Source organism: Planctomycetota bacterium (assembly GCA_016125255.1).
GTDB lineage: Bacteria > Planctomycetota > Phycisphaerae > Phycisphaerales > Zrk34 > RI-421.
On the sequence record WGMD01000033.1, the window covers coordinates 11,325 to 27,526 of the forward strand.

Annotated in this window: 16 protein-coding genes; 11 read left to right on the plus strand and 5 right to left on the minus strand. The window is 62.6% G+C overall.

Features of this window, described 5'->3' with window-relative positions; all coding sequences use genetic code 11:
* Positions 1 to 25: 25 nt before the first annotated feature.
* Positions 26 to 1,615 carry a hypothetical protein gene (locus GC162_19490; protein ID MBI1370823.1) on the minus strand — a complete coding sequence of 530 codons (1,590 nt, stop codon included), beginning with the start codon at positions 1,613 to 1,615 and terminating at the stop codon, positions 26 to 28.
* On the minus strand, positions 1,608 to 2,213 hold the full coding sequence (locus tag GC162_19495) for a sigma-70 family RNA polymerase sigma factor (GenBank protein ID MBI1370824.1): 606 nt from the start codon (positions 2,211 to 2,213) through the stop codon (positions 1,608 to 1,610). Before GC162_19495 ends, GC162_19490 begins: the two co-directional genes overlap by 8 nt.
* A 293-nt stretch (positions 2,214 to 2,506) precedes the next feature.
* On the opposite strand from GC162_19495, the gene GC162_19500 reads away from it, so the two are divergent.
* Genes GC162_19500 through GC162_19525 form a run of 6 tightly spaced genes read left to right on the plus strand, consistent with a single transcriptional unit; the run spans position 2,507 to position 9,045 of the window.
* A complete protein-coding gene (locus GC162_19500) occupies positions 2,507 to 3,043 on the plus strand; it encodes a sigma-70 family RNA polymerase sigma factor (GenBank protein MBI1370825.1) in 537 nt (178 codons plus the stop codon).
* Entirely contained in the window at positions 3,036 to 4,481 is a 1,446-nt protein-coding gene (locus GC162_19505) for a hypothetical protein (GenBank protein ID MBI1370826.1), read from the plus strand. The genes GC162_19500 and GC162_19505 overlap by 8 nt, the downstream gene beginning before the upstream one ends.
* A gap of 28 nt (positions 4,482 to 4,509) precedes the next feature.
* The gene (locus GC162_19510) at positions 4,510 to 5,994 is read left to right on the plus strand and encodes a hypothetical protein (GenBank protein ID MBI1370827.1); all 1,485 of its coding nucleotides are present in this window, start codon (positions 4,510 to 4,512) and stop codon (positions 5,992 to 5,994) included.
* A 17-nt stretch (positions 5,995 to 6,011) separates the two neighbouring features.
* Positions 6,012 to 6,755, plus strand: coding sequence for a prepilin-type N-terminal cleavage/methylation domain-containing protein (locus GC162_19515; protein ID MBI1370828.1), 744 nt, complete (start codon positions 6,012 to 6,014; stop codon positions 6,753 to 6,755).
* On the plus strand, positions 6,752 to 7,732 hold the full coding sequence (locus GC162_19520) for a DUF1080 domain-containing protein (GenBank protein MBI1370829.1): 981 nt from the start codon (positions 6,752 to 6,754) through the stop codon (positions 7,730 to 7,732). The genes GC162_19515 and GC162_19520 overlap by 4 nt, the downstream gene beginning before the upstream one ends.
* Positions 7,729 to 9,045, plus strand: coding sequence for a gfo/Idh/MocA family oxidoreductase (locus GC162_19525; GenBank protein MBI1370830.1), 1,317 nt, complete (start codon positions 7,729 to 7,731; stop codon positions 9,043 to 9,045). The genes GC162_19520 and GC162_19525 overlap by 4 nt, the downstream gene beginning before the upstream one ends.
* Before the next feature lie 10 nt (positions 9,046 to 9,055).
* Here GC162_19525 and GC162_19530 read toward each other — a convergent pair whose 3' ends face one another.
* The gene (locus GC162_19530; protein ID MBI1370831.1) at positions 9,056 to 10,486 is read right to left on the minus strand and encodes a sulfatase-like hydrolase/transferase; all 1,431 of its coding nucleotides are present in this window, start codon (positions 10,484 to 10,486) and stop codon (positions 9,056 to 9,058) included.
* Positions 10,487 to 10,848: 362 nt separating this feature from the next.
* On the opposite strand from GC162_19530, the gene GC162_19535 reads away from it, so the two are divergent.
* The 3 genes from GC162_19535 (at position 10,849) to GC162_19545 (ending at position 11,915) form a co-directional block, all read left to right on the plus strand.
* The gene (locus GC162_19535) at positions 10,849 to 11,262 is read left to right on the plus strand and encodes a hypothetical protein (GenBank protein MBI1370832.1); all 414 of its coding nucleotides are present in this window, start codon (positions 10,849 to 10,851) and stop codon (positions 11,260 to 11,262) included.
* 225 nt (positions 11,263 to 11,487) lie between these two features.
* On the plus strand, positions 11,488 to 11,697 hold the full coding sequence (locus GC162_19540) for a MerR family transcriptional regulator (GenBank protein ID MBI1370833.1): 210 nt from the start codon (positions 11,488 to 11,490) through the stop codon (positions 11,695 to 11,697).
* Complete coding sequence (locus GC162_19545; GenBank protein MBI1370834.1) at positions 11,697 to 11,915, plus strand: helix-turn-helix domain-containing protein; 219 nt, start codon at positions 11,697 to 11,699, stop codon at positions 11,913 to 11,915. Before GC162_19540 ends, GC162_19545 begins: the two co-directional genes overlap by 1 nt.
* 425 nt (positions 11,916 to 12,340) lie before the next feature.
* Here the strand turns inward: GC162_19545 and GC162_19550 are convergent, their stop codons facing one another.
* Positions 12,341 to 12,733, minus strand: a complete 393-nt coding sequence (locus tag GC162_19550) for a hypothetical protein (protein ID MBI1370835.1) — start codon at positions 12,731 to 12,733, stop codon at positions 12,341 to 12,343.
* A 273-nt stretch (positions 12,734 to 13,006) separates the two neighbouring features.
* Between GC162_19550 and GC162_19555 the strand changes: the two genes are divergently transcribed.
* The gene (locus GC162_19555; GenBank protein ID MBI1370836.1) at positions 13,007 to 14,611 is read left to right on the plus strand and encodes a hypothetical protein; all 1,605 of its coding nucleotides are present in this window, start codon (positions 13,007 to 13,009) and stop codon (positions 14,609 to 14,611) included.
* 705 nt (positions 14,612 to 15,316) lie between these two features.
* Positions 15,317 to 15,718, plus strand: a complete 402-nt coding sequence (locus GC162_19560) for a hypothetical protein (GenBank protein ID MBI1370837.1) — start codon at positions 15,317 to 15,319, stop codon at positions 15,716 to 15,718.
* A 163-nt stretch (positions 15,719 to 15,881) separates the two neighbouring features.
* Here GC162_19560 and GC162_19565 read toward each other — a convergent pair whose 3' ends face one another.
* Positions 15,882 to 16,196 carry a hypothetical protein gene (locus GC162_19565; protein MBI1370838.1) on the minus strand — a complete coding sequence of 105 codons (315 nt, stop codon included), beginning with the start codon at positions 16,194 to 16,196 and terminating at the stop codon, positions 15,882 to 15,884.
* Positions 16,197 to 16,202 lie beyond the last annotated feature (6 nt).

Below are 16,202 nucleotides of genomic sequence, written 5' to 3' on the forward strand. Positions count from 1 at the left end.
ACGGGTTTCGTCCGCCCTTGCCGGGTCAGACAGGTTCCTTCTCCCCAGCCGCCACATTGGGCCGGTGGATTTCGATGTCGTATTTGCGGGACAGATAAGCGAGCACCACGGCCCGCTGTCCCGGCGTCAGCGCCGAGCGGTAAATGAGCACTTCGGCGATGTCGCCGCTAAAGGGAAACTGATTGCGTGTGCGCATGCCCAGACGCATCGGGCCTTCATACCGCGAACGCGCCGCGCTGGTCACCACATCCGTCCCGTCGACGCCGTCGACCGCCGCCGATCCCACATCGCCCGACACGCGGGCGCTGAAGATGTGCGGCGAACCGAGGTACTCGCCGCTATGTCCCATGTCCGCATAGCCGGGGAACGGGTCGTCGGCCAGCCCGCCGCTGGTCCTGGCGCCGTTGGGAATGAATCGCAAACCCGCGGAGCCGTTGAGGTGCATCTCGAAGCGTTCGATCACATCGTCCGCCGACTCGCTGACAAGGAACTGCACCTGCGGCAAGGTCGTGCGGGCGACGATGAACATCTCGTAGTCCGAATCGACGAGGCCCATCGATTGCGTTGTCGGCAGTTCCATGCACTGACGTCCGTCAAAATGCATCGCCGGTCGATGGTTGATCGCCTGCGCCGTCCACACCGGTGCGGCAGCGGCGTCGTCCTGCATCGCCTGCACCGCCCCATCGCCCTGCCCGATGTCGCGCCATCGCGTGACGCGACCGGCGTCATCCTTCTCGACACCCCGATCGGCGGCGAGCCACAGTGCGACTTTGCGGGTCGCGGTCGGCGCGGTGGCGCGGGCCGTGGCGACATCGACGAGCAGCCGGGCGTACCCGCCTTCGTCGAGCGCCAGCATCCTTGATGTTTCGCCCGCCGTGCGCACCGCCTGCCCCGCGTTGACGACCTGGTACGCGCCCTTCGGGCTCGTCATCACGACCTGCCCGTCGTAAACATACACATCCGTCCCGCCTTCGGAGCGCGTCGACACGCCGAACACCGTGCCCACGTCGATGACGGACCATCCGCCGGACACGACGGTGAATCCGCTGGCGGGCTTGGGGACGTTCACGTGGACGCGCCCGCTTTTGAGTTCGACGCGCATGGGGTCCACAAGCTTCAATTCCGCCGGGCCCAGCAGATTGATCGTCGTGCCGCTGGTGGTCTGGAGCTCGATCGCGCCCGAGGCGATGCGCAGCGTCTGGTTCGACACATCCGAACCGGGCATCAGCAAAGCGCTGTCCCACTGCACATCCGTGCTCGAAAGCAGCATCGCCACGATCGGCCCCGCCGCCCCGCCGCTCGGCGCGACGGGCGAAACATCATGCGTGTGAAACCACATCGTGATCCCCGCCGCAAACAGCAGCACCGCCGCCCATCGGACCGCGTGCCGCTGAACCATGGATTTCAACATGATCGTCCATGTGCGCCGGGCATCCTGATGCTGGTACTGGGCGACGCGCTGACGCTCGATCATCAACCGATGCAGCAGCGACCGGCGGGCGAACGCCATTGCGGCGTCCGCATCGTCGGCGAGAATCGACTCCAGCGAAGCGCGTCCCGCGTCGTCGATCGCATCGTCCAGATAGGCGTCAATGAGCTGGGTCAGATCAGCCATGCCGACCCTCCCGCGCGATGCGCTGTGCGATGCACTGGGCCAGGAACTGCCGCGCCCGGTGCAGCGCGACGGTGACGGCGTTGGCGCTCATGCGCCGCCGCTGACCGATCTCGGTCGTCTTCAGGTCGTCGCGGTAGCGGTCGTCGAGCATGTCGCGCTGGCGCTGGGTCATGGCATCCAGGCACTGCTCCAGCGCCGTGCGATAGGGATCGACGAGGCCTTCGAGATTCGTGTGCGCTTGGGCGATGCGTTCCATGGCCGCCTCGCCGAACACATGGCGGTCGCGCCGCCGCGTTCGGAAATAGTTGAGCACGCGGTAGCGCGCGATGCCCATGACCCACGCCGTGAACGACCCCGCCGCGTCGAACTGGTGGAACGACTCGATCGCCGCCGCGGCGACGTTCTGCAAGACGTCCTCCGCGTCCGCCCGGTCGTGGATCGCACTGGACACGAACGACCCCACGATCGGCTGCGCCACCACCCAGAGCCGGGCGAACTGCTGAACCTGCACAAGCGTGGATTTGGTTTCTTCCGACACGTCGCGCCTCTCATCGAACGGACCGGTCAACGGGCATGACCGATGCGCTCTACCAGTAATGAACCGACCGAGGGCGAAACATTACCGGCGACATAGACTATTTTTCGGCGGCCTCCGCCGCAATGAAATTCCGGCCGACGCGATGGGTCCCGGGTCCGCGAATTGCCGGTATCGGCGTCTGTGCAGGCACTTACGACAAGCGGATGTGTGGATGCACAGTTGGCGCGGCGTATCGAAGACGCGAGAATGTTTGAGATTGATGTTACGAATCCCGCGCGAGCGGTTCAGTGTCAGTGACGGCATCGGTCGTATGTGTTTTGAGGCGCATCTCGGAACGGCAGGCGGAAAGAATCATGGCGGATGTGCATCACGAAGAAGACGGCTTGTTCGCCCGGCTGTGGGTCAAGTCGCAGCCGGCGCTGGCGGCATACGTCCGGTCGATGGTGCATCAGCGGGCGGATGCGGAGGACTTGATTCAGAACATCGCCGCCGAGGCGATGGTGGACTTCAAGTCGTTCGACCGCGGCGCCTCGTTCACCGCGTGGGTCATGGGCATCGCGCGCTACCGCATCCTCAACTACTATCGGACCGCACGGCGGGATCGACACATCTTCGACGCCCCTTCGATGGAGCGGCTCGCCGAAGCGCACGAACGACTCAGCAGTCAGACTGAACTGTATCGCGATGCGCTGGAGCATTGCCTGAATCGTCTGCCCGAGCGGCAACGCGCGATGGTGGCCATGCGCTACGGCGACGAACTGGGCCGCGAACAGATTGCCGAGCGGCTCAAGACGACGGCGTCGGCGGTGGCGATGGCGCTGACGCGCATTCGACGCGCGCTGGCGACCTGCATCGAAACACGCATCGCATCGGAGCGCACGCGTGGATGATTTGCTCACACAGATTGACCACTGGATCGAAGGGACGCTGGGCGATGCCGACCGATCGGTGCTTGAGCGTGCGATCCGAACCGATGACGCGGCGGCGGACGCATTCGCCCGTCTGAGTCTGATTCACAGTCTGCTCGTCGATCAGGCGATTGAACAGGCAGCACTCCAGGCGAACATTCTGCCGGAGAAGCCGCGCATTGCCGGTCGGGTCGATCGTCATGCCGGGCGTTGGATCGGCGGACTGATCGCCGCATGCGTGGCGATCGGGCTGGGCGTCCTTTGGAACCATGCATCCACCGGGCAACCGGGCGAGCGCATCGCATTGATGAGCCCCGGCGGCGGTTCGGGCGGCGGCGTGGCGGTGCTGACCAGTGCGGAGGATGCGTCTTTCATCGGAACCGATGCGAATGTCACGCCGGGCAGTGAACTGGAGCCGGGCATGCTGCGATTGGCGTCCGGTTCGGCGCAGGTGATGTTCAAATCGACGGCGGTCGTCGATCTGACCGGCCCGGCGGCGTTCGAGTTGACCGGCGTCAACGCGGGATACCTGCGGCATGGCCAGATCGAAGCATACGTGCCCGAGCGGGCGCACGGATTCACGATCAACGGCTCGACCTTCTCCGTCGTCGACATGGGCACGGCGTTCAAGATGCGCATCGATGCCGACGGACGGGGCGAAATCTATGTCACCAGCGGATGGGTGCAGCTTCGACCCGCCGCCACCGGCAGCGACATCGTGCTGCTGCACGCCGGCGAAGGTTCGATGATCGACGCGGGCGGGAAGGTGATCGCCGTCGTGGAGGATGATCTGAAAGAGCGTGCGATTTATCGCGAAGCGTTCGGTAATCCGACCCGGGTCGACCAGCCGCTCGCCTCGACCGGATGGCACATCGACAAATCCGGCGGCGTCGCGTCGGAGTTGCAGACGCTTTCATACGCCCCTCACGCCAGCGAGCCGCCGATCGCATCGAGCCCCGCCAATGACGTCGTGACCGATGCGTTCATGCTCACGATGGACCCCGAGTCGGATGTCGATTACCTGGTCTGGACGGACGAGATGACGATCGATCCGCAGTTGTGGCGGGTGATTCACGTGCGATGGTCCGAGCGGCATGATGTGCCGGCGCAGGCGTCGCGACTGGCAATGCGCATCGGCGGGCAGTGGTACGTTTCGCAGACACTCATTCCCCCGGCGGAGGCGGACGACACCGGGTTCCGCCGGCAGTCGGTGGATGTGACGAAGGCGACATGGTCGAAGATGACGCTGGAGCGCGGCAAGGCGTTGGCGATCGCCGGTGCGGCGGTTCCGCCGACGGGGATGATTACGGGATTGGGCGTTTACGTGGAGCACCGGCGGGGCTTCAAGCTGCGTTACGACAGCTTCGAGATCGACGCCGCGCCGACGCTGCTCGGGGCGTACGAGCAAAGCAGGCAATGAAGGCACTTTCACATTCAGGAGAACGCATATGAGTATGAGAAGAGGCAAGCGGATCGTGTGGGCGATGGCGATCGGTTCGGCGATCGGGGCGGCGGATGCGGCGGCGTCGGTCGTCGCGATGCGCTCGCTGGTGCTGACGGATCCGAGCATCGCGCACCTGTACACGTTCGAAGGCGCGACCACGGCGGATCGACAACTCGACAAAGTCGGCTCGCTGAACCTGAGCGTGTCGAGCTACGGCAGCGGCACGTCGATCAGTTATTCCACCGGTTTCGACGGCACGACGACCGCCTTTTTCCCCGGGGTGACCGCCACGTCCGGCACCGCGCTCAAAAGCGGGTCCACCACGCTCAGCACCACGCTGACGATCGAAGCCCTGATCCGCCCCGATGGGTCCGTCGGGGCGGCGAACCAGTACGCCGTCTCGTCCGGCGGATCGCCCACGCGCGGCTACTTCCTGCTTCAACGCGAAGGCGACTTGAAGACCGGCGTTGGCAGCGGCGCGTTCTCCGATGGCGCCGCCCTGCGTGACTACGCTTCCAATTACGTCACCGGCAACTGGTACTACGTCGTCGGCACGTTCACCACATCCGGCTCCAACACCGTCTTCAACAGTTGGGTCGCCAATCTGTCCGCCCCCGCGCCGACGCTTGTGCAGACCAACACCAACGCCGCCATCACCGGCAACTTCGCCACCTCCGCCAACCTCGGCATCGGCATGTTCGACTCCGGCGCCACCGAAGCGTTCAAAGGCGGCATCGATGAAGTCGCCATCTACAACACCGCGCTGTCGACGGCGGCCGTGACCAGGCACTTCTACGCCCTGACGCGCCCGTCGCAGGTCATCTATCGCGAAATCTTCCCCAATGACGACGGCGTCGACGCCGCCCTGGGCGAGACCGGTTGGAAGGTCAACGTCGGATCCACCGGCGCGTCCGCCCCGACCTACACCGGCTCGAGCCCCATCACCGATCCGCGCCTCTCATTCGCCAACGGCGTGCCGACGACCGCCGAGCCGATCAATTCGTTCCCCGCCAACGCCGAACTCGTCCGCGGATTCATGTTCGATAATGACACCAGCGCCACGCCCCATCTGCTCTGGACCAACGAAGTCAACGTCAACCTCAGCGACTACCTGATCACGAAGATCAACTGGCAGCAGTACACCAACGCCTCCAACGCCGTGCGCGTCGCCCTGCTCATCGACGGCGTTTGGTACGCCTCCGACGCCACCTTCACGCAGACCGGCTCGTTCGCGCTCAAATCGCTGGACCTGCTCAGCGCGACATGGCGCTCGCTCAGCTTCACCGAGAACACCGTCCTCTCGCTCGGCTCCAGCACCACGCTCACCGGCACCACCCTTCAGGGCATCGGCTTCTACGTCGACAATCCGACCGACCGCCTGCGCTTCGACACCGTCGAGATCGAAGCGATCTCGCTGGTCCCCACGCCCGCCGCGCTCCCGGCGGGACTGACGCTGCTGGGCGCGCATCTGATGCGGCGGCGCCGTTGAACACAGAAACGTCACTCATGCGCAAACATGCTTTCACATTGATCGAACTCCTCGTCGTCGTTGCGATCATCGCCCTGCTCATCGCGATTCTTCTGCCCGCGCTCGCCAAGGCGCGCGAGGTCGCGAAGGTGACGCTCTGCGCCACCAATCTGCGCACCTTCGGGCAAGCGCAGTACGCCTACTGCGCCGACAATCGCGATGCGTTCGTGAGCATGAGCGACTGGGTGGTGGCGACAAGTTCGTGGTACGGCACGAGCGGACACGACGGCGTCACCAAGGGCACGCTCTTCCGCTACGTCAACAACGAAAAGGTCTACCTGTGTCCGCAGTTCGTCAAGGTCTGCGGGCAGTCCGACCCGGCGCGCAGCTACGTGATGAACTGGAACGTCGGGTGCTACGAGCCGAATCAGACGACCGCCCCGCCGGGCCCGTGGCGGCAAAGCAAGCTGCTCAACCGCCTCGCCAACATCAAGCAGGCCTCGACGCTGGGCCTCATGAGCGAGGAAAACCCCTGGATTCACCCCAAGTTCGCCGCGTTCGCCATGAACGACGGCCGGCTTGTCCTCAAGAATCCCGACTGGCCCCTCAAGGACACGATCGCCACGTACCATCTGCCCCTGCCCGAGCGCTACGCCGCCGACGGCTACTACCCGGCCAACGGCGATGAACTGAACACCGGCGTGGCCAACGTGCTGTATGTCGATTCGCACGTGTCCATCGAAAAGACCACGGACTCCCCGAAGATTTTCAACCCACAATGAAGTCAACCGCTCTGACGTTTTGGATCACGCTCTGCATGCTCGCCGGAGCCCTTCCGGGTTTTGCGGATGAGCAGCGCGATGACGCCGCCGCGTTCGCCATTCAAGGCGAGTACGTCGGGCCGAAGATGGGCATGCAGGTCGTCGCTCTCGGACACGATCGGTTTGAAGCCTATCTTCTGCCGGGCGGTTTGCCCGGCGAAGGATGGAACCGCCGCACGCGCGACCGCTTCGATGGCGCCCGCGTCGATGGGGTGACTCATCTGATCAACTTCGACGGCGCCGCCGCGACCATTACCGACGGCTCGGGCGTCGAACTTCTCAAACCCGACGGCAAACCGTGGGCGAAACTCGAAAAGGTGCATCGCAAAAGCCCGACTGAAGGCGCCGCCGCGCCGCCTGGCGCGATCGTGCTTTTTGACGGGACGAACCTCGATGCATGGCGGACCGGCGCGACGATGACGACCGAACACGAACTGGCCGCCCCCGCCGTGTCGAAACAGGCCTTCGGCGACATGACGATGCACGTCGAATATCGCACGCCCTTCGAGCCGGACAAGCGCGACATGGCCCGCGGCAACAGCGGCGTGATTCTCGACGGGCGCTACGAACTTCAGATCAACGACTCATTCGGCCGCTGGCCCACCCGCCTGCGCAATGCCGCCATCTTCGAGCTGCGCGATCCGGACCTGGACGCGACGTTCCCGCCGGGCGGTTGGCAGACGTATGACATCGACTTCGCCATCGTGCGCGTCGACGCCGATGGGAAGATCGTCAAGCATGCGACGATCACCGTCCGGCACAACGGCGTACTGGTGCACGATCAATATGAGATTCCCCATCCGACGAACGCCGCGTTCACATCGCTTCGCAAGAAGCCCGAGGGCGATGCCCAGCCGTTCGAGCTTCAATACCACGGCAGCCCGGTGATTTTCCGTAATGTCTGGGTCGTCGCGCACGACAAGCCGGAGGCCCCATGATGTCCAATGCTTCGCCGACGCGGCGCACGTTCGTCAAACAGATCGCCGTCGCCGGGTTGACGATGCCACTGGTGTCGCCTCGGCTGATCCGCGCCGCTTCGCCGAACAGCGTGGTGCGCCATGTGTGCATCGGGGCCGGGGGCATGGCGTTCAATGACCTGCATCAGTTCATGAGCCACCCCCACGTCCGGATCGTCGGCGTGTGCGATGTGGACGCTTCGCATCTTGCGACCGCGATGGGCAAGACGAAGCTCGACGCGAAGACGTTCAGCGACTGGCGCCGCATTTTCGATGATTTTGCCGGGGAATTTGATTCGTGCAACGTAACGATCCCCGACCACATGCACGCACCGGTGGCGATGCGGGCGCTGGAGGCGGGCAAACATCTGTACTGCCAGAAGCCGATGACCAAGTGGTTCAATGAACTGACGGCATTGCGGGACAAGGCGCATGCCACGCCGGTCGTGACGCAGTTGGGCATTCAGAATCATGCGCGGACGGAGTTTCGATTGGCGCGGTGGGCGATAGAGGAAGGGCTCATCGGCAAGGTGCGGGAGATTCATGCGTGGTCGAATAAGACCTGGGGCGGGCCGCGGGCGCTGCCGACGCCGGTCACGCCCCCGGCGACGCTCGACTGGAACAGTTGGCTCGGCGTCGCGCCGCATCGCCCGTTCGCGCCCAACGTGTATCACCCCGACCAGTGGCGCGATTGGGTCGACTTCGGCACGGGGCTGCTCGGCGATATGGCGTGTCACGTGCTCGACTCGCCCGTCTCGGCGCTCGGGCTCGGTTCGCCGCGGCGCATCACCTCGACCGGCCCGGCCCCGACCGAACAGAACTGGCCCGACCGCACGACGGTGCGTTTCGAGTACGCCGGCAACGAACGCACGGCCGGCGACACGCTGACGCTCACGTGGTACGACGGCGCTTCGACCGCGCCGAAGGAGATCACCGATCGCTTCCCCTTCCGCCTGCCGCAGACGGGGAGCATGACCATCGGCGAAAAGGGCGCGATGATGCTTCCGCATGTCGCCGCCCCCCGGCTTCTTCCCGCCGAGAAGTTCGCCGATGTGAAGTTCCCCAAGCTCGATCCGATCGACCACTACCACAAATTCATCGACGCTGTCCGCGGCGAAGCGGCGACCGAAGCTCCGCTCGACGGATACGGCGGACATCTGGTCGAGTCCGTTCTGATCGGCACCATCGCGCAGCGCCTGCCCAACACGACGCTCCGCTACGACGGCGCGACGCGACAGTTCGCCGATGACGCCGTGCCGGCGGAGCTAATGAGCCGGGCGGATCGGGCGTGGTGATGGCGTTGCACTACTCGGGCAGCTTGCGCTGATCGAGCCGCTCGCCGTAGGGCGGGCGGACCGGCGTGTCGAGCGCCCCGCTGGCTTCCAGTTCCTTGAACATCTGATCGCGCAGCTTGGCGATCTGGTCCTGGTACGCAGGGACCTGGATCAGATTGTGGCGCTCATCGGGATCGGTCGCCAGATCGTGAAACGAATCGATGTCCCAGACGCCATGGTAGTAGACGTATTTGTAGCGGTCGGTGCGGATGGCGAACATCGTCGGCGTGGCGGGGAAGTTCCATTCCCAGTGATACTCGTAGAGAATATGGTCCCGCCAGTCGGGCACGTCCTGTCCCATCGCCAGCGGCCAGAACGACCGGCCATCGAACTTCATCGCCTCATCGACCTCCACGCCCAGCGCGCCGAGAATCGTCGGCGCGATGTCGATGTTCTGCACCATCTTCTCGACGCGCCCGCCGGCGGGCAGATGACCGGGCGCCCACGCCAGCATCGGCACGCGCATCGACGGCTCGAAGGCGTCGCGCTTGTCGTAGAACCCATGCTCACCCATGTGAAATCCGTTGTCGCCCATGTAGATGACAAGCGTGCTGCGCGACAAACCCGACTGATCGAGGTAGTCGAGCACGCGGCCGATCTCTTCGTCGACCGTGTGAATCGCTTCGGTGTAGTTGTGGTACCAGTCGTCGAAGCTGGGCACGGGATCATTGTCGAATCGGCCGGTCTCCATGTGATCGATGCCGTGAATGGAGTAGCGGCGTTCCCTGACCCAGTTGGGCTGAGTGCGGTAGTTCTCTTCGGTGCGCCCGATCGTCGGCGGATAGGGAATCGGCTTGTCGTGATAAATGCCCTGATTGCGCGGGGCCGGTTGAAACGGATAGTGCGGCGCTTTGAACGACAGGTAAAGGAAGAAGGGCTTGTCAGCGGCGCGGCCGGTCTTGAGCCAGTCGAGGGCCAGGTCGGTGAGCACATCGGCGCTGTAACCCTTGAACTGTTTGCGCTGGCCGTCGATGTTGAGCGTCGGGTCGTTGTACTCGCCCTGCCCGCGGAAACCGGCCCAGTGATCGAAGCCGGGGCGCGGTTCGTCGGAGTCGTGGCCCATGTGCCACTTGCCGATGAACGCGGTGGTGAAACCGGCCTTCTGAAGCGTCTGCGGGAAGAACAGCGTCCCCGGCGGCACCGGATGCTGATTGTCGACCACATGATGGTGATGCATGTACTGACCCGTCAGAATCGACGCCCGGCTCGGCGAACAGAGCGACGTCGACACGAACGCGTTGGCCAGATGCACGCCCTCGCGCGCCATGCGATCCATCGCCGGCGTCTGGAGCCACTGAGGGCAGCCGGGATGGAAGCGCATGAAGTCGAAGCGGTGATCGTCGGAGAGAATGAAGATGACATTGCGGAGCGGTTCGCTCTTCGCATCCGCCTGCTGCGCCATCGTCGCGCGCCCGAACAGCGCGCAGCACAACGCCGCAAAACAGTAAATCATTCGATGAATGTCCATGGCACGACCTCGACAAAAGTGACCGGCGGGGTCGTTCAATGTAACTCCCCCCGCCGCCCCCGTCGAGCCGGGCGTCGTCGACGAGCGCAACAAAAAAGGCCGCCGGCGAAGCCGAGGGCCTTTTGCTGATCGATCGCGCACGACGATCACCGCGCGGGAAAAGTGGAGCCGGGGGGAATTGAACCCCCGTCCAATTCTGACGCGGGCGAGCAATCACAACAACTTACGTCGGACGCCACGAAGCCCGCTGCAAAAAGCGCGGCAGTTGATCCGACATTGAAGGCGGTAATCACCGCATGGCCGACCTTGCCGGCGCGCGTTCGCGCGCGCATCATCGGCATCGTCGAGGGGGCATCATTGCGCGAAGACTGACAATTTTGGCCCGACTGCGCCATGCCGGCGCGCAGCATCGTAGGGCAAACGCAATCGCCGGCCGGAGCGACCCTATGTCGTCAAGCAGAGTATTGGCGGGATATGCATTCAAGTACGCCGGGCAAGCGATCATTGTGCCACCGGGGACGATGGTTCATTACGAAGCCGACGCCGTCGAACTGGTCAGCGGCACGGCCCGTTACGCGAAGATCAGGCATAACGATGGGACAGTCGAGATTGTCGAATGGGACACCTTGATGATGTCGGTCGGCGGAATCGGGCCGGTCGAACTGTTGCCGCTCGACGATCCTTCCGCGTCGCAAATCGAATCGCAGTAGCTCAATGCCGACACGCTTGACGGCGTGTCGGCGTCTTCTGTTTCACAATATATTCGTAAATCGATTATTTTCACAAATCGATAAAATAATTATTTCTCTTTGTAATACATTCACAATTCGCACTTTACGATTCTCGCCAGATAAATTCGCAGATGTTAACAACTAGGCAGGTCACAGATTACGACTAGATTGAATCCGTGACATGATAAAAGTTGGAGAGCGCAAATGTATACATTCGGACAGGTAGTCGAACGGCTCAATGTCAAAGAGCATCGGGTTCGATACGCCATCGAACGGTTACGCCTAAAGCCCGCAGCGCGAGCTTCGACGTGGCGCCTTTTTGATGATCGGCAATTACAGGCGATCGGTGACGAACTCAATCGCATTGAGGCGCGTCGGCGTCAAACTGCAACTACCGATGTGGCGAACGCGTGATGAACCGGTCGGCCGTCGAACAACTCGCAACTTCGGCGCTTGGCGTCGGCATGGTCGACATGCAGCAACTCGCCGATCACCTGGGCGTGCATGTCGGCTCCATCAAGCGATGGCGCCACGAAGGCAAATTGCCGCCGGCTGACTTTGAGCTTGGCGGTATCGTTCGCTGGTCAAGTGCGTCGGTAGAGCGATGGATTCGGAGGAATCGAGGAGCGTAGCGGGCGGAGAAAAACAAAACGCCAGGCGGTGGCGGCCGACCTGGCGTTTGCATGGTTTGCACAACAAGAATGGTTGCACAAAACAACTCAATGTCAAGCGATTTTCCAACGGTTTGCATCGTTTGCGGATGTGAAGCGACGGCGTTCGGTGTGTTCAAACCGAACGACCCGCGTTCGTTTGGTTTGGGCACGCCGCCGGCGGGACGAACCTGCGTTGTTGTGTATGGCGTCTGCGCTTCGCATGTCGCCCCCGTCGACCATCTGGCCGCCGTCGCCGAACGGAAGCTTCGGCCCGCGATCGGGGGGGCGGCATGAGCGAACTGGCAACAATCAACTTCGACGCCATACCCGCAGAGCTTCGCCAGCGTCCGCATTGGGTGTGCTGGCGACACACTGACGGCACGAAACTACCCGTCAACGCCAAGTCACGCCGGCTTGCAAGCTCGACGGACCGGTCGACGTGGGCAACGCATGACGAATCTATCGCGACCTACACCGCCGGCGGCGTCGACGGCATCGGCTACGTCTTCGCCGAAGATGACGGCATGGTCGGAATCGACCTTGACGACTGCATCGTCGATGGTCGGATCACGCCGGAAGCCCGAAGCATCATCGACGAACTGGCAAGCTATGCCGAAGTCTCTCCGAGCGGCGGCGGCGTGAAGCTTTGGATCAAGGGCGAGAAGCCGGCGAATGCTCGATGCACAGCGAAGCAAAGCGCCGGCATGTCCCAAATCGAAGTGTACGACCGTGGTCGATACTTCACTGTCACAGGTCAGCGTGTCGAAGGCACGCCGGCAACGATCGAAGCGAGACAAGGACAGCTTGAGGCGCTATGCCAGCGGCTCTGGCCGGCGTCAGAGTCGGCCAATGCGTACACGCCGTCTCGGCGGCCGTGGGATAGGGCTACGGGCGTTGCGGCGAGTAATGCCGATCATCCGGGCGTCGTAACGCAGAACGCGACACCGACGAGGCGTGTTAACACTACCGAAGACGACGTAACCCGGCGGGCGTCGGCATACCTGTCGACGATGCAGCCGGCGATTCAGGGCGCCGCCGGTCACAACGCGCTGTACGCCGCGGCGACGGCGATGTGTCACGGCTTCGGGCTCGACCGGCCGACGGCATATCACTTGCTCGCTACCGAATTCAATCCGCGGTGCGTGCCGCCGTGGGATTTGTCGTCGATCCGCGAGTCGCGCGACTTTGAACGCAAGATCGACGAAGCGATCCGACAGCGTCACGACCGCCCGCATGGCTGGCTTGCCGACGCCGCCGGCTACGCGACCGACGACAGCGCCGTCGAGCATGGCGCCGAAGTCGCTTCGGCGCTGCTGGCCAGGTTTAACTCGGCGAAGGCAACTGCTGAAAAGATGGCTGCCGTCGATGATACGCCGGCGGTGTCGGTCATCGAGGCGGCGGGTGAAGATGGTGACGGGGCGACGGCCGGCCTTCCGGCGTGGATACTGTCGCCGCCGGGCCTTGTCGGTGAATTGTGCAGCTGGATCAACGCGACCGCATTCAAGCCGCAGCCGATTCTTGCGCTCGCGAACGCGATCGCGTTTTGGGGCGCTGTCGTCGGGCGGAAGGTTCGCGACGAATGGGACTTGAGGACGAACGTCTACACGCTGGGCGTCGCTGAATCCGGCGCTGGCAAGGATCACAGCCGCAAGTGCATCAAGCGACTTGCCGCAGCAGCCGGCGGGCTCGCCGCGGGGTTGCTCGCCGGCGAAGACGTCGCCAGTGATTCGGGCTTGCTTCAAAGCGTTTTCAACAATCCAGCGACGCTTTTCCAGCTTGACGAAATCGGTCACTTCATCGCCCAGGCGAACGACCGCAACGCACAAGCGTACACGAAGCGAATACCGGTCACGCTGACAAAGCTGTATTCGTCGGCGTCGTCGATGTTTCGTGGGAAGGAATACAAGACCGACGATCGCATCGATATCGTGCAACCGAACGTGTGTATCTACGGAACGACGAACCCGGCGACATTTTTTGAAGGCATCACGACGACGCAAGTACGCGATGGATTCTTGGGCCGCCTGCTAGTTTTCCAGACGGACAATAACGACCCTGACCCGATCGCGGCGAAGCCGACGGACCCGCCGGCAGGCATGGTCGTATGCGTGCTGAAATGGCTGGAACGGTACATCGAAGCGCCTGCTGGCGTCGTCGGGAACCTTGCAACGCGCGAATTCCCATGGCAAATCACCGTCAAGACGGAGCCGCAGGCCGAAGCGATCTTCATCGACCTGCGGGCCGACGCTCGCCGGCGTCGCCGCAAGATCATTGGCGACAGGTCGGGGCTTGACGCGCTTTGGAGCCGGGCCGAAGAAAACGCGCGTAAGGTGGCGCTCGTCATCGCGTCGTCTTGCGCGTACGACGCACCGATCATCGGAGCCGACCTTGCGAACTACGCGGCGACGCTGGTCAGCGTCTTGACCGATCAACTTGTCGACGCGATCCGCCACAACGTCGCCGACACCGACACCGGGCGAATCAAAAACAAAATCCTTGCTGTCGTGCGTTCGCGTCGCGGTGGCGTGACGTCGACCGACATCAGCCGGTCGCTCAAGCATGAGCGGCCGCGAGATAGACGCGAAGCCCTGGCCGATCTTGTTGAGGCCGGCGAGCTTGTCATTGAAACGATCAACACCGTCGGACGGCCGGCGACAAGGTATCGGATCGGATGACCATAACGGCCTGCTACGCAGGCGGGAGCTATTAATGTCAAAAAAGATTCACACGATCACATATCGAATCATCAAACACGACGGGCCGGCTGTCGTCAAGGGTCGACCTGTGCCTGGCACTGGCGGCGTCTTCGCTGTTCGATTGCTTCGGGGGATGGCGCCGTTGCGACTGTGTCACATCGATCACATTCCGACAGGCATTGCCGTCGGTCCGACCGTCGTCGGGATTGCAAAGGCAATGCGACTCGCAAAGGCGTTCCATGACCTGATGCCGGATCATGTCCGCGCGTGCGCGGACGTCGCAAAGATCAGGTCTGACACGCCAAAGAAGCTTGTCGCCTGGCTCAAGCGCAACGCCATGAGCAACGCCGGTGCATTAACAGAATACGATCCGGCGACTTAATGGCCACTTATGTTCCGTCTTATGTACCGGCGTTTTGGAACAAAAGTCATGCACGCAAGTAACAGTAACGACAACGCATTATGTACGTCCGATACCCTTTTGTACCTTTTGTTCCCGGAGAAAGTCATACAGTCAACGGGAGTGGGTACACGCGTGAAGAAAGAGGGGAAAAAGAGAGGCGGAACAAAAGGGGTAATAAGGGTAGATATATATATCAATATATATATTTAACAGACACTTACAGCGACGACTTTTGTTCCATAAACGACGGAACAAAAGCGGACAAAAAGGGGCAATAAGCCATGAACGACAAAATTGAATCGAAAACGCTAGAAACGATCGCCGCCGACCTTGAAGATGCAAGCCGAATCATCGGGTCATGGGCCGACGTCATCCGCAGGGCAGACATCAAGTCGGAGCGATCCGCCGACGTCGCCTTCCTGACGAAGCGATCGCAACGCTACATGCAGAGCGCGCGCGCCGCCGTCTCCCTGGCCAGCAAGAGCAAGCGCCAACGTGGCGACGACGCACCGCCGATGCCTATTCGCGAGGTTGAACGCTTGGCCACAATGCAGAACTTCGGCCGCCGCGTGATGACGCGCGCAAAGAAGGAACTCGACACCAGGACGATCGCACAGCTGGGGACGTTCCCGCCTGTTTATCACTTGCAACTGCCCGACCAGAAGCTAGCACACTCTCTATGACCCTAGACGTGGTGATATTAGATTCTAGATCAATATCCAATGTCACCACATCACAGGGTTACGCAAGGCGCGCGACCATGTGTACATGCAGCGACAACGTGAACAACTGCCGTCGACGCCTTGATGCGCGCGCAAAAAAGGTACTTCCTTGCCAACGCTTGACTTATGGCGGCGGGAACACTCGGACGGTCTTGGAAGTTTCTTTTGAGGAAATTAACAAAATATGACGCACCCGTATGAAAAAGCGATCCTGCTTGGAATTCTTGCCGAGCTTGACGTTGCCGGCGACCCGCCGACTGGCGTCGCGATGCGGATCGTCGACGAGCTTCGCGCGTTCGGCGTGCGATACCTTCCGGCGTGCTGGCACGATCGAGCGCACACGAACCGCGAAGCGAACCGCTTCCGACTGGCCGTCGCTCGCCTTGAGCGCGCCGGCCAGGTCGAGCGGGTTCAGGTCATCGGCAGTCGGACGACTCATCTTCGG